The organism is Microbacterium meiriae (assembly GCF_025143875.1).
In the GTDB taxonomy this organism is placed as follows: Bacteria; Actinomycetota; Actinomycetes; order Actinomycetales; family Microbacteriaceae; genus Microbacterium; species Microbacterium meiriae.
This window is the reverse complement of the sequence record NZ_JAMBDU010000026.1, coordinates 1-13,574: the sequence shown is the minus strand read 5'-3', so window position 1 is coordinate 13,574 and position 13,574 is coordinate 1. Positions and strand designations below refer to the sequence as shown.

Genomic DNA, 13,574 nt, shown 5'->3' with positions numbered 1-13,574 from the left:
TTCCTCATGCCCTCCGGGTGTGACCGAAAGGAATACTGTTTGCGGCGTTATGCACCGCGAGCGCGACGATCCGTCACGACCCGGTGCAGCGCCGCGGCCGCTGCGTGTGCTCCATCTGCCCCGGACATCAGGACAGGCTGACGAAGCCAGATGATTCTGTCGGCCACCGCATCAAATCTCGGAGTACGGATACGGCGGGATTTCATGGCGACAGGCTCGATTCGGTGCAGACCGGGGTATCCCAGATCCACTGGCAGACCTTCCGCGGCGAGGGCACGGGCGACCCAGTCCCGCGACATCCCCTTCGCAAGGCGCAGCATGAGAAGGTGGCGGGAGTCGATAGTAGTGCCCTCCGGCGGAGCGACAACCTGGATCGGGGTTTCCCCGAGCTCGCCTGCCAGTGCATCGGCGAACTCGTTCCTACGGGCAATCTCCTCGTCCAGCCGACCGATCCAGGGGATCAGGATGGCAGCCTGGATCTCGGTCATGCGGAGGTTCCACCCGATCGTTTGATGGCCGTACCACTCGCCGCCACGGGTGCGTCCGACGTTCGCGATTGACCACGCGCGGGCGGCTAGCTCAGCATTGTCCGTGACGATTAGTCCACCTTCACCAGCCGTCATCGCCTTGGAAGACTGGAAACTGAAGGTGCTGACATCTCCGAGCGCGCCGACGGGCCGTCCGTCATATGCGGCGCCGTGCGCCTGGGCGGCATCCTCGATGACGGCGATCCCGGCCGTTCGCGCGACATCAAGGATCTCCGCCATCGGCGCCGGACTCCCCGCGAGGTGCACGACCATAATGGCGCGCGTCCGTGGGGACATCGCCTCTTGGATCGTCTCTGCGGTCAGGTGAAGATGGCTGGCCGACACATCGGTGAGGACCGGAGTCGCGCCGGCGAGAAGGACGGCCGTCGCACAGGCAACGAACGTATAGACAGGGACGATGACCTCGTCACCGGGGCCAATGCCCAGAGCTCGCAAGGCGACGAAGAGCGCCAAGGTACCGTTTCCGACCGCCACGGCGTGGGCTGCCGCGTGTCGGGCGGCGAAGTCCTCCGAGAACCGCTCGCAGAGCCCTCCCTGCGCGGCTCCCCAGAGCCCACTGCCGAGGACGTCGTCCACGAGCGCACGCTGATCAGCGTCGAGCGGCGGAGGCCAAGAAGGCCACGAACTGCATAGGGCTGTCCCCCCGTCGATGGCGAGTAGATCAATAGTCATGTGTGACCTCCTTCATGTCGCCCAGGACCACCTTCGCGTTTTCAAAGGCGACATGGTCCCGGTCCTCCCTCGTCAGCGGCGCACTCTTCAGGAGCCCCACCGCGTAGCGCGGATCCAGAAAGACCGCGTCACTTCCGAAGACCACGCTGCCCCTACCTGCACGATCAACGAGCCGGGCGAGCATCCGTCCGGTCAGGCGGGATCCACTGGTGTCGAGGAAGAGATTCGCGCGCGCTGCGGCGATGTCGGCGGCTCGGTCAAAACCGTACGGCCACAACCCCGAGTGACCGCAGACCAAACGCAGGTTCGGATGCCTGTCTGAGACGGCGCCGAACATGCCTGGGTCCGACCAGCCAGAGTCTGTCTGACCGTGAGCGAGCACGGCCACGCCCGTAGTCGCGGCGAGCTCAAGGTACGGTGCGTAACGCGGACTGTCCAGCCGGAGCTCATGGAAGTCGGGATGTAGCTTCAGCCCCCAGACGACCGGATCCTTCAATTGTTCGCGAAGCTCTGCGGAGTCCTGCCCTGCATGGGGGTTGACGACAAGCCAGATCCCCAGCGCCCCTCGATGCTGACGCGCGACGTCGATGGCCACCCGATTGAACGCCGCGGGGTCGTGACCGAGAGCGCCGAGATGCGATACCCCGACGGCGGTCACACCGATGCGCTCATTTGTCCGCACGAGCCACTCCGCAGAGGTCTGTGGCATGAAGAACGCATGCCACCCTCCGATGTGTCCGTGGATGTCAATAATCATTGCCTCGCCACCAGCCGTTTCCAGTTCCCCGCGGCTATAAGGCGCCGGTCCTCATCGGGCAGTTCGAGCATCTCGAGGGTATGCCGCGCGCCTGCCGCATCTCGCAACGGCGCTCCCGTTCCGAACACGATCCTGTCTGCTCCCGCCGTCTCAGCGAGCCACTCGATCGCACCCGATGCGATGAGCGTGCCGCTTTCGATGGACACCGTAGGCCCGAGCAGCTCGACCACGGTCAGAAGATCGCGGTAGCCGGGGTTGAGGACAAGGATCTTGAGCGCCGGATGACGCCGCACGAGCTGGGCGATGGCACCGAGGCCGACCTCCGTCGCGTCAAGGGACACGGGAATGGCGTGCTCAGTGAGGGAGGACAGTGATAAGTCCGCCGCCGGCCCGAACAGATCGAACCGGTGGAGCACGGGGGCGAGCCGCACCAATGGCGCTCCGAGCGGCACTGGTGAGAACGGGTGCCCGGGGATGTGGACGGCGAGCCGGGTAAGACGACCGGTGTCGTCGAACGGCGCCATGCGTCGTTCGTGCTCACCCGCGTCTCGGGGGTCCCCGTACAGATCCCATGACGCCACGACCGCCGCCATGTTGATTCCGAGCCGATCCAGTTCGCCTATAAGGCCCGCGGAGGTTGCTACACCCTCGGCATGCGGAAGGGGCCCGAGGATTCTATGCGCATCGAAGACCTGCATGTCAGCGGTCACCCCTTGATCCCCGTCATCGCAACACTGTTGACGAGATAGCGCTGCAAGACCGCAAAAATGATGAGGCACGGGATGACGCTGATGACGGCGGCTGCCATCAAGGACGACCGGTAGACGGTCTCGGCGTTCATCGAAGCTAGCCCCACGGTCAGCGTACGCATCGCATCCGTCTGAGCAATTACTAGTGGCCAGAGGAAGTCGTTCCAATGCCAGAGGAACACAAAGATTCCCAGGGTGGCAAGGATTGGCTTCATCAGCGGGAGCACAATCCGGAAGAAGATAGTCCACTCTCCTGCACCGTCGATGCGGGCGGCCTCGAAGAGGTCGTCCGGCAGCCCCTGGATAAATTGGCGCATGAGAAAGACGGCTTGTGAGTTGGCAAGTGTCGGCACGATTAGTCCCCAGTACGTGTTAACGCCGTCGAGGGAGGCGATGAGCACGAACAAAGGAATGAGCGTCACCTGCACGGGGACCATAAGCGTGGCGAGGAACGACCACATGATCGCATCGCGGCCCGGGAAGCGCTTCTTGGCGAAAGAATAGCCAGCCATCGAGGCAGTAAGGAGGATCACCATGACGGACACGATGGAGTAGATGAGGGAGTTCATCGTCCACGTCGTGAAGTTCTGCGTCCCGAGGACTCGGGCGAGGTTGTCAAGGGTGAGCCGCTCCGGCCAGGAGTAGGGGATGGACGGCGCCCCCTCCGGGCTTAACGCCAGGATGAGGATGGCGAGGAACGGGCCCACCGTGAAGATGCAGCCGGCGATGAGCAGCGCGATCACCAGCCATTGACGGCTCGTTCGGCGCCGCTTCATGACGACGGGTCGATTGGTCTTCGCAGGAGGGAATGCGCGGAGCTGTGTCGACGGTTGCACTAGTTCTCCTTGTCCAACACACGTCGCTGGATAATTGACACCACGAACACGAGAACGAATACGGCCACGCCAATCGTGGCGGCGTATCCGAAGTCGAAGAACTTGAATCCCTGTTCGTAAAGCATGTATATGAGCGAATAGCTCGCACGCGCCGGGCCGCCGCCAGTCATGACGTAAACCACGTCAAAAACCTGGAAAGCGCCGATCGTTTCGATGATCAAGACGAAGAACACCACAGGACGCAGTAGCGGCAGCGTGATCCGGAAGAACCGCTGTCGCCCGTTGGCGCCATCGATCCGCGCCGCCTCCAGGATTTCCTCCGGGATGTTTTTCAACCCCGCCAACAGGATGAGCATGGTGTACCCGAACCCCCGCCACGCGGTCACGACGGCTATTGAAGTGAGCACCGTCATCTGATTACCAGACAAGAACGGGATCGCCGGAGTTCCCCAGGTCGTGAGCAGGCCATTGATCAGTCCGTCAGAGGCGAATACCCAGAGCCAGATCACACCCGCGAGGACGAAGGAGGTGACATAGGGCAGGAAGAGCGCACCACGGAAGAACCCCTTTCCCCAGACCACATGGTGCAGCAGAAGGGCGCTTCCCATCGAGACCACCAGGACGAGCGGCACATACACGATTCCGAACAGCAGCGTGGTATGCAAGGCCTTGAAGAAGATCGGGTCGGCGAGCAGACGCTGATAATTGTCGATCCCCACGAAGTCGAACTGCCCGTTCAGACGGTAGTCGGTGAAGCTCATCCCGGCGGCGCCGATGATCGGCACGAAGCGGAACACCACGAAGAGCACCAGCATCGGGAGAATGAAAAGGAACGCTGACCCCGGCTCCTTGATGCGCGCCCATAGGGGCCGCCGTCTGTTAGTGCGCTTTTGGTCGTGCACGCCTTCACCGCCCTCCGTCACGGACTGTTCTAACTCGCCGACTCGATTGAGCACGCTATGGGGGCGGCTTCCGCTCGGGCCGCCGCCCCTTTGTACCCTTCTCACTTGCCGAGGATCGTCCGCGCCTCGGCAGCCGCGTCTGCCAGTGCCTGCTCCGCAGAAACGGAACCCTGCAGAGCAGCCTGGATGTGCGGAGCAAGCACAGCCATTACCTGCCGCGCATTCGGGAAGATCTCACCCGGTGAAGCAAAAGACAGCGCGTCCACGAAGGCCAAAGTCGTCTCGTCGTCGGCTGGTTCCTCTACGTCCTTGCGGACCGGGTAGTTGCCCGCTTGGATGTTCAGCTCGTGGGCAACCGCCGGCGAAGCGATGAAATTCGCGGCTGTAAGAGCCGCAGCATCGTCTTTACTCACTGTCGTCAATGAGAGCACCCCGGGGGTGCCGTAGGCGACCTGCTCGCGGCCCTTCAGCGGAGCGCCGACGACGACAGCATCTTCGCCAAGCGCCGCCTGCATCTGGGCCACCTGCGGCTGCGTCAGCACGGATCCCATTGCAGCGGAACCGAGCGCCAGTGGCCCGCCCTCCACCGCGTTGTTCTTCGTCGCTGCGTCGGTGGGCAGTCCGCCGACGGCCTGCAGATCAAGGAGGAACTGCAGTGCGGCCACGCCTTCCTTACCGTCGAAGGCGATGTCCGTCCCGTCCTCCGTGAATACCGAGCCGCCAGCTTGCCAAAGCAGCGGGTAGAAGCTGAGGTTCAGCGTCAGCTCCGGGCTTCCGGAGTAGTCGAAGATTGCGACGCCCTGTTCAGCCAGCATTGGAGCCGCAGCAAGGACCTCACTCCAGGTAGCGGGCAGCTCATCTACCCCTGCCGCCTCGAACAAGGCCTTGTTGTACGCCACGGTGGTAGCCGTCTGGTAGATCGGAACTCCGTACACGTCTCCATCGAAGGTCACGGCGTCCAGCGGCGACGCGAGGAAGTTGTCGATATCGTCGATATCATCCGTCACCGGCTTCAGCCCGCCAATCTCCACGTAGTTGAGGGCTTGGTCCGCTCCCAACAGGACGAGATCCGGACCCGTCCCCGACGCAATCGCGGTCGCGATCTTTTCGTCACGGTTGTCCCAAGGCTGCAGCTCGATGGTGAGGTCAATCCCCTTGTGGGCAGCCTCGAAATCCTTCTCGACGCCACTCCAAAACTCGGCGCTGCGTTCCTCATCGGGGATTACGGGGTACATCCAGACTGTGACCTCCTTCGATGCCTCAGAACCCGAGTCATCGGCACCGCATCCCGTGAGGGCGAGGGCAGACAACGAGACGACAGAGATGGTCGCGAGTACACGCTTGGTCATACGTTCCTCCAGAGCTGGCTTTCATTGTGATGCGGGAAATTTGGTGATGCGGATGGGCTTCGCGTCGCACACCTCAGCGAGGCGCGTCAGCGGTTGACGAAGTCGATCAGGCCGTATGAGCCCCAACCGACGAAGCCACCTCCGGTCATCCCTGAAGACGAGGCCTCTCCTCCGAGGGCGCCAACGAGTACGCCGTCGTCGTTGACGATGGCGGTGAGCATGAGGATATGGGCGCCCCGGATGGTATTCGCGCTGTCCGCGTAGGGCGCGATGCCGTCACGGGTGAGGCATCTCTTGTGGTGCTCGTAGGTGATTAGGCGACTGTTCGGCTGGACATAGACCATGTGATTCTCACCCAGCACCTGGGTCCGGACGTTGTTGTTGATGTTGTCGGTCGTGCCGGCGAGACAGGCCCTAGTCCCTGTGTCATTGGAGGGGGACGACGGCGGTGGCGGCGGGCACTCGTTGCCCTCCTGTCCGGCTCGATAGTTCGAGCAGCGGCCCGAGGACGACGGAATCCACGCTACGTTCGAGCTTCCGGCGGAGGGCACAACGAGGTCGCGCACCGGCATGTTGATCTGACCCTGCCGGATTGCCCCCGCCTCCCACGTCTTAAACCGGCCAACCCACTCATAGGGCCCGCCAAGTGCGGCGAGCTTACTCGCGGTGAAGTTTGCAGAAGTCCAGGACTTGGAGCTTCCGTAGCCGACCCCCTCCCAGCCTGCGGCCGGGGGTACGAGGGTCATCTTGCCGAGCTTCCCGCTGTCGACGAGGGATAGGTCGAACTTCTGTGTCCCACCTCCGGAGCCGGCGCTCCAATTGATCGTGACCTGCCCGCTGGTCCCGCTACCGGTGTACGAAAAGGTTCCTGTGTACGAAGTACCTGCCACATCAGGGGCGGACCCGTACACGGGGCAGTTGTAGCTCTCCCCAGCGACAGGCGAAGGATTGCAATTGTTTACGGTGGCAACCGTCAGCCGCGAGGGGGGCGTATCGAGCTTCTGGATCCAAGTCTGTGCCCATCCATCGACGAGAAGGGACCCATTCGTGTCCGTGTAAAACCGATAATTCATCATCTGCCAACGGACGGGGGGCGTGTCAGTGAGATGCGCGACAACAGCGGTCCAGTGAGGCTTCTGTGCGAGCAGTGCGGGCATCGTTGCCGCGGACGCCGACGAGGCGGGAGCGACCATCGCTACCGCGATCGCCAACGTTCCGATGAATGCGGCGAAGCTGCGAGAAATTGTTCTTTTGTTCACGGTGACTCCTTTCGGTGAGAATAACGGCCTAGGCCGTTACTCGTCAAGGGTCCTATGAGTCTCGGTGGAATATTCCCGTAGAACGGGGTGCCGATGGCGATGAAGTGGGAGCGGATGCTCATCGCGCTACCTCGCATCAGCTGATCCCTATCGCTCTTGGCCGCGATCACGTATCCGTCGACGAGCATCGGCAGCGTCGCGCGCAGCCTGGCTAGCTTCGGTGTCGCGTGCGCTGCGCGCCGTCGCGTCCCCAGCTCGAGCGGGCCGCTTCTTTCGGGCGGTTTCGTTCTCGCGGTCGAGGTCGCGCGTCGAGGTTCTGCTCGATGCCGTCGGGAGGGTTGCGGGCTTGTCGACGTCGACGCCCCACCATGCCGCCTGGGCGCGCTGGCTGTCGGTGTGAGTGCGCGTGCCCGCGGTGCCTTCGAGATCACGAGCGGCGCCGGCGCGCTTCATCTCGATGCCACGGTCGCCGGCCTCTCGGGTCATCGCGTTGACGAACATCTCTCGTGCCTGCAGGCGGGTCTCCGCGACGACGTGCAGCGTGTTGGACTCGCGGCCACGTGTCGCGGAGACATACACGGCCGATGCGCTCGAGGAATCGGTGATGATGCCGTGCCCGGCCTGTACGGTGGCACCCTGGACACCGAACTCGGTGGAGGCGTACGCCAGGTGCGTGTGCGCCTTCACGTACGACGGGGGCAGCTTGACGGCGCGCTTGCCGTTCGTCACGGTGACCTCGCCGCTGCGGTGGACGCGCTTCACCATCCAGAGGTCTCGGTTCGCGACTCCCAGGTCACGATCGTTCTTGCGCGTCATGAGCCGGTCGCCGTTGCGGATCGTCAGCAGATCACTGCCGGAGATCTCGACGACCGGTGCCTTGGTGTGGCCGGCCTGCGCGTGCGCCTGCTGGATGAGCGCATTGAGGTCTGCAGCTTCCTCGTTGGTCGCCGTGGCGATCGCGACCGATGAGCCCGCGCGCGCCCGGGCAATCGCGTCGTCGCTGATCACTGCGCGGGCGTCATCCATCGTCTCGTGGATGACGAGGCTCCCGCGTTCGTGGAGCTCGTCGAACAGTTCGGCCGGCGACTCCCGCGATCGCATCTGGAGCGTCAGCTGGGCGTACTCCGTATCGAGCGCTCCATCGGGTGTGACGAAGCGGTGCAGATCTGTGAGATCCAGCGGCGTCGGGTGAGCGGCGACGGCCATATCGAGCACGCCGCCTCGCCCGACGGCGGGCAGCTGCGCGCGGTCGCCGACGAAGGCGAGAGCGGCGCCGTTCTCGTCCGCGATCTGGACGAGCGCGTGCGCGATGTCCTGGTCGATCATGCCGGCCTCATCGACGATGATCCGGGTGTTCGCGTCGACGTGGAACCCGTCTGCCGGCCCGCGGTACTCCATCCAGGTCGATGGGTCCAGCTCCCCCGCGACAAGTCGTGTCCACCGGCCGTAAGCCTCGCGGCGGAACCCGTGTTCGTGCGCGAGCTTGTGAGCAGAGGACGCGGCGGTGCCGAGCGCGGCGCCGGCCTCCTGTGCGGCGCGCAGCGTCGGGGCGACGACCACGAAACGGCGACCCTGACTCTCGGCCAGCTCCGCAGCCGTCTTCAACATCGTGGTCTTGCCGGCGCCCGCCGCGCCTTCGACCACGACCAGCGGTGCAGCGCTACCAAGGGCCCGAGCAGCGTCAGACTGCGCCTGTGTGAGGTTGCCCAGGACGGGCTCATTCATCACCAGAGCGGAGTCGAGCCCGCGAGTGATGAACGCCTGTCGTAGGTCTTCTTCGACCGCCACAACGCGTTCCGAAGTGATCCATCGGACCCAGCGTGGTACGTCGCACCAGCGTTCGATGTCGAGTCTCAGGAGCATGCTCGCTGCAGTATTCGCGGTGTCGGCTACCCACGCCTCAACATCCTCGCGCGAAGCGATCACGCCCGACTGCCCGAGAACGACTCCGATCTGACCTTCGAGATCAGCGATCGACCATGCCGACTTGGACTCTTCCAGCTGTGCGATCGCCACTCGGGTGATGTCAGCGCGGTCGACGTCGACGCGGGAGACGCGAGTCTCTTCCCCGCCTCCGGTGAAGCCCGACGTGGACAATCCAGCGTCGCGCAGCTCGGCCGTCCATCGGTCCTCTGCACGTCCCGTATCGTGCATCTTGTGTGGCCGGTCGATCGCCCATGCCTGCTGGTCCCACTCACGCAGGAGCTCCTTCGGCGGCTGCTCTCCGGGGTGCAGCTCACGCCACTCGCGCTCCAACTTGGTGACGTTCCGCTGTACTTGGAGCGCTCGCTTCGACATCAGCTCGGCGTGCTGGGCCAGCTCGACGACCTTGCCCGTCGAGGCATCGAACGAGAGCCCCGCGGTGCGCAGCGCGGCGCGCAGTTGTGGGTGCGAGTTGATGACAGCCTCCGCAACGCCGCGGAGTGCTCCCTGCTGCTTCAAGGTGGCGGCGGTGTGTAGCGCGCGCCACTTCCCATCCGCGAACACGCGCGTGTTCCACTGCACGTGAATGTGGCGGTGAGGGTCACCAGCTCGCGAGGTGCGGTGCACGACCGCAACCTGTTCGAACCGCTCGACCGGCACGAACTCCTGCTCACCACGCGGGCCTACCCGCGTGACGGAGTTCTGCGCCAAGTACGCACCCATTGCGGCCGCCGCGTCGGCCTGCGCGGCGTCCAGCGCTGCGGAAATCTCAGGCACCAGAGCGGCCGCCACCGATAGTGACTTATCGCAGTTGACGGTCATCTCCGCGAACCTTGGAGAGGCTGGGCGCGTGACAATCTCACCGCCGGTCGATACCCGCACCTCGTCGCGCGGGACGCCCCGTTGCTCCCCCGTCACCGGGTCGCGCCAGTCAACCCATGCTTGGTAGGTCTCGCCGTCCAGCTGTGACTCTGCGCGGACGGAGCCGGTGCTGTCGAGCGCGGTCCACTGGGCGACGGCATCGCCGTTCTCGAGGTAATACTCATCGGCGTGCGAGTTGTCGGACTCGAGGTAGGCACGCGCAGCAGCGCCCGGCCCTCGATAGAACACCACTCCCCCTCGCATGCACCGAGTATATCTATGGGCCAAGCCCGTAGCATACGTGCATCCGATTTCAGGGTCTCTCAGAGGGAGGCCAGCTGAAATCGGATGCAGTGAGATGCACTCTGGAACGTATGGACTCTGAGACTCTGCAAAGTTCGAATCTCGCTGTCTCTCAGAGAGAGGCTGAGTGAGATTCGAAAAGGCGAGATGCAGTTGCCAAGCCGCCCTGCTCGTACGCGGCACTCCCAGCTGTACCCACCCCCGACCGTGACCGCGCCTACTCCCCCACTCCCCTCCCACCCCGACCGCGGGCTATGCTGTGCGCATGGCGCTCAACATTCGTGAAGTCGTAGAAGCTCAGGTAGCCGAGAAGATCGAGAAGGGTGAAGCACTCGCCCACGCGATCAGCGCGGCCGAGGAAGCCGCCGCCGCGCTCGACGCCGCACAGAAGAACGTCGCCGCCGCGCGCCGCGACGCGATGAATGCGGGCTGGACCGAGACCGAGCTAAAGCGTCTCGGCCTCGCCAACGCTCGCCCCACCCGTACCCGCAAGCCGCGCGCACAGAGCGCCGAGTAGCAGGCGTTAGGTCTGGAGGATCAAGTGGTTACCAACCCGAAAGATGACGCCGCGCGAGTCGTACGAGACGCGCGTGAGGTGACAAAGTTCCTGAGCTTCACCGAGCGCGCCGACTTCATGCGCGAGGTCGTTAAGGCGATCCGTGACGGAGTGAAGTTCGATGCTCTCGTCGGTGGTCCGTCCCCGATCGGATCTGACGAAGAACTGATCGGTATGGGTGAGGTGTCCGGCGCCGCCGAGGACTACTACACCGATGCGCTCGACGCGCAGCTCCGCGCCGACGGCCGTAAGTAGCCGCCGACCTAGAAGAGCGTCGGGTGCTCGCTGCCGGCGTCGCTGAGAGCGCGCGCGATCAGCTCCGGGTCCCAGCCGTGAGCCCGCACGGCGTCACGCAGCCGGCGTGACCGAGCCACGCGGTCGGCGCGCGGAAGGCTCGCGTACTTCTCGATCGTGAAGCGGTTGCGCCGACGCCCCGCGCGCGCAGCGTCACGCTGGTTCTCGGCCGCTCCCCCGACCCGCAGATGCGAGACGGCCGGGTCGACGTCGACGTGCACGCAGAGGGCGACGTCGCAGCGATGCAGCAGCATCGTCGACGGAGGCAGGTCGATGCCGGTGAGGTGGCGATAGAGGAACCGCTGAGGCCGCATGGTGCGTTGTCGGATGCCGTCGCCGACCGTCCAGAATCGCCCGTAGCCGTCGTCGCCAACTGCGCCTGTCCAGATCCAGCAGTCGTCAGGATCAGGCCCCTTCACGACGTGCTTCCACAGACGCTCCACTTCGGCGGCTCGATCCTCGGTCATGGCCCGCTCTCCTCGTCGCTACGGACACACGGACCACAGGCCGGCGCCGGTGTCTCGCGCACGGTCCTGCGCAGCGAGGTAGTCGCTGCGGCGCCCGTATGAGCTGTCGTAGGTGTACTCGGTGCCGACGCCCGCCTCGATCGCGAGCTGCGCTGCACTCTGCCCCTCGATGAGCACGTGGCGCAGCAGCCGGCCGTGCTGGTCGGCGTCGGCCTCGGTGGGGTCGCTGACTAGCTCGACGTCGTGACCGTAGACGAGCTGGTCGAGGTAGGTGCGAGCTTCCTGCGCGTAGCAGTCGTCGGCGCCGCCGTCACGAGAGATCTCCGGGGTGTCAATCCCGATTAGACGCACGCGCTCCTCCCCCGTCGACGTCTTGACGTCGATCGTGTCGCCGTCGACGACGGCGACGACCGTGGCGACCGTCGAGGTTGCGGGCGTGGTCGAGATCTCCGCGGGTGTGCAGCTGGTGAGCGCGAGCGCGACAGCTGCGGCCGCGATCGTCAGGGTGCAGCTGCGCGCGGTCATGGTGTCCTGCCTTGTCAGCGCACCAGGCGGTTCGGGAGGCGTGCCGGAGGCGTCGGCAGGGTTCCGCCGTTCGCCTTGCGGGCGTCGTCGACCGCGAGGGCGATCGCCTCGGCGCACCATGCGCTGTCGGAGGGCCACCGGCCGGCCTGCTGGTCGGCGGTGATCGCAGCCCGCATGCGCTGCATCGTGCTCGTCGGGATGCTGAACGACCTGGTGGAGCCGGTGCGCGCGTCGGAGCGGCCGCGCAGGCGGTCACGGGCTGCGCGCTGCTTTGCGGTGCGCGCTGCGTGACGGTCCAGGGCGCTCGCGATCCACCGCGCGAACGTGTCCACATCTCCCCCGTTGGCCCAGTCGGCCAGGTACGACGCCCGGGCGTCGTCGAACTCGACCGGCGTCAGGTAGATCCCGAGACGTGCTGTGTCCTCGGCGCCGGACTTGGCGCGCGCCTTGCTCTGCCGCTCGGCCTTGCGCGCGGCCGCCTCGACGGCCTCCTCCTGCTCCATCCGCTCGACCGCCGCGAAGTGTTCCTGCCGGATCTCGATGTCCTCGCGCTGCTCGTCGGTGAGGTTGGTGACGTCGATCGCGGTCCGGCCCCGCGGCTCGTCGGTGCTCGTCGTCACCTCGTTGGCGATCGCGGCCGTGTTCCGGTCGCGGAGGCTCTTGCGGGCCATGATGTGCTCCTTAGTCTGGTAGGTCTGCCGTGTGCGGCTGGTCAGGCTGGTACGGGCGCCGGCGTCTTGCGCGTCGGTGCCGACTGCCCGATGATCGGCGCGAGAGCGTCGGCGTAGTCCTCGGCGACCGGATGCCGGGGCGCGTAGACGCTGACCGGCTTGCCGTCGGTGTATGCGTCCTTCGCTGCCACGGCCTCGCGGATGGGGCTGGTGACGCGCCCGGGGTACTGCTCGTTGAGCAGCTCCACGACTTCGCGATCGATCAGTCGTCCGTGCTTGTACTTCGTGGGCACGATCCAGTGCAGGCGCTGCCCCGGGTGCATGCGCGGGGCGATGCGCTGCGCGATCACTTCGTCGAGGCGGCGCAGCTGGTCGTATGCCTCGGTCGCGCACTCGACGGGGCCGACCACGACGTCGGCGGCCGCGAGGGCGGCGAGGGTGACCAGGCCCAGGGCCGGCGGTGTGTCGATCACGACGTCGTCCCACTCCCCCGCGACCTCGGGCAGGTGGTCGCGCAGTGAGGTGATCACTTCGGGTCGGGTGTCGAGGGTGGCGAGATCGTGAGTGCCGGCGAGAACGCCGGCGCCGGGCACGGACGGCGCCGGCACGGCTGCCTCGATCGCTGAGGCGTCACCGGTGAGGACGTCGGCCGCGACGGCCGCGACCTCGGTGTCGTCCGTCACGCCCAGCCGAGTCGTGAGGTTGCCCTGCTGGTCGAGGTCGATCGCCAGCACCCGGCGGCCGGATGCTGCGAGGGCTGCGACGAGCTCGGCCGCGGTGGTGGTTTTGCTCGAGCCGCCCTTGCTGAGGGCGACGGTGTAAACGGTCATGATTTCTCCTTGATCGTGGATGTCGTGGAGCGGGGGGGGGGGGGGGGGGGGACCCCCCCCCCCCGCGGGGGG

Annotated in this window: 14 protein-coding genes; 2 read left to right on the top strand and 12 right to left on the bottom strand. The window is 65.4% G+C overall.

Features of this window, described 5'->3' with window-relative positions:
• Positions 1-47: 47 nt before the first annotated feature.
• From M4D53_RS14250 to mobF, 8 genes are all read right to left on the bottom strand, one after another.
• On the bottom strand, positions 48-1,220 hold the full coding sequence (locus tag M4D53_RS14250) for a DegT/DnrJ/EryC1/StrS family aminotransferase (RefSeq protein ID WP_259954641.1): 1,173 nt from the start codon (positions 1,218-1,220) through the stop codon (positions 48-50).
• Positions 1,210-1,977: an amidohydrolase family protein gene (locus M4D53_RS14245; RefSeq protein ID WP_259954640.1), complete on the bottom strand. Its 768-nt coding sequence runs from the start codon at positions 1,975-1,977 to the stop codon at positions 1,210-1,212. Before M4D53_RS14245 ends, M4D53_RS14250 begins: the two co-directional genes overlap by 11 nt.
• Positions 1,974-2,687, bottom strand: coding sequence for an amidohydrolase family protein (locus tag M4D53_RS14240; protein ID WP_259954639.1), 714 nt, complete (start codon positions 2,685-2,687; stop codon positions 1,974-1,976). Before M4D53_RS14240 ends, M4D53_RS14245 begins: the two co-directional genes overlap by 4 nt.
• Positions 2,684-3,469 carry a carbohydrate ABC transporter permease gene (locus M4D53_RS14235; protein WP_259954638.1) on the bottom strand — a complete coding sequence of 262 codons (786 nt, stop codon included), beginning with the start codon at positions 3,467-3,469 and terminating at the stop codon, positions 2,684-2,686. Before M4D53_RS14235 ends, M4D53_RS14240 begins: the two co-directional genes overlap by 4 nt.
• Positions 3,470-3,561: 92 nt before the next feature.
• The gene (locus tag M4D53_RS14230) at positions 3,562-4,377 is read right to left on the bottom strand and encodes a carbohydrate ABC transporter permease (protein WP_259954637.1); all 816 of its coding nucleotides are present in this window, start codon (positions 4,375-4,377) and stop codon (positions 3,562-3,564) included.
• A 188-nt stretch (positions 4,378-4,565) separates the two neighbouring features.
• On the bottom strand, positions 4,566-5,813 hold the full coding sequence (locus M4D53_RS14225; RefSeq protein WP_259954636.1) for a sugar ABC transporter substrate-binding protein: 1,248 nt from the start codon (positions 5,811-5,813) through the stop codon (positions 4,566-4,568).
• Between the two features lie 86 nt (positions 5,814-5,899).
• Entirely contained in the window at positions 5,900-7,072 is a 1,173-nt protein-coding gene (locus M4D53_RS14220) for a hypothetical protein (RefSeq protein WP_259954634.1), read from the bottom strand.
• A gap of 147 nt (positions 7,073-7,219) precedes the next feature.
• Entirely contained in the window at positions 7,220-10,120 is a 2,901-nt protein-coding gene (gene mobF / locus M4D53_RS14215; protein ID WP_259954632.1) for a MobF family relaxase, read from the bottom strand.
• Positions 10,121-10,424: 304 nt separating this feature from the next.
• On the opposite strand from mobF, the gene M4D53_RS14210 reads away from it, so the two are divergent.
• Together M4D53_RS14210 and M4D53_RS14205 are read left to right on the top strand one after the other, a co-directional pair.
• Entirely contained in the window at positions 10,425-10,676 is a 252-nt protein-coding gene (locus tag M4D53_RS14210; protein WP_259954631.1) for a hypothetical protein, read from the top strand.
• A 78-nt stretch (positions 10,677-10,754) separates the two neighbouring features.
• Entirely contained in the window at positions 10,755-10,970 is a 216-nt protein-coding gene (locus tag M4D53_RS14205; protein ID WP_259954630.1) for a hypothetical protein, read from the top strand.
• 8 nt (positions 10,971-10,978) lie between these two features.
• Here the strand turns inward: M4D53_RS14205 and M4D53_RS14200 are convergent, their stop codons facing one another.
• The 4 genes from M4D53_RS14200 to M4D53_RS14185 are packed head-to-tail and all read right to left on the bottom strand — an operon-like array spanning position 10,979 to position 13,502.
• Positions 10,979-11,476, bottom strand: coding sequence for a hypothetical protein (locus M4D53_RS14200; RefSeq protein WP_259954629.1), 498 nt, complete (start codon positions 11,474-11,476; stop codon positions 10,979-10,981).
• Between the two features lie 18 nt (positions 11,477-11,494).
• The gene (locus tag M4D53_RS14195) at positions 11,495-12,001 is read right to left on the bottom strand and encodes a thermonuclease family protein (protein WP_259954628.1); all 507 of its coding nucleotides are present in this window, start codon (positions 11,999-12,001) and stop codon (positions 11,495-11,497) included.
• Between the two features lie 14 nt (positions 12,002-12,015).
• Positions 12,016-12,672, bottom strand: a complete 657-nt coding sequence (locus M4D53_RS14190) for a hypothetical protein (RefSeq protein WP_259954627.1) — start codon at positions 12,670-12,672, stop codon at positions 12,016-12,018.
• Between the two features lie 41 nt (positions 12,673-12,713).
• A complete protein-coding gene (locus tag M4D53_RS14185; RefSeq protein ID WP_259954626.1) occupies positions 12,714-13,502 on the bottom strand; it encodes a ParA family protein in 789 nt (262 codons plus the stop codon).
• Between the last annotated feature and the right edge of the window lie 72 nt (positions 13,503-13,574).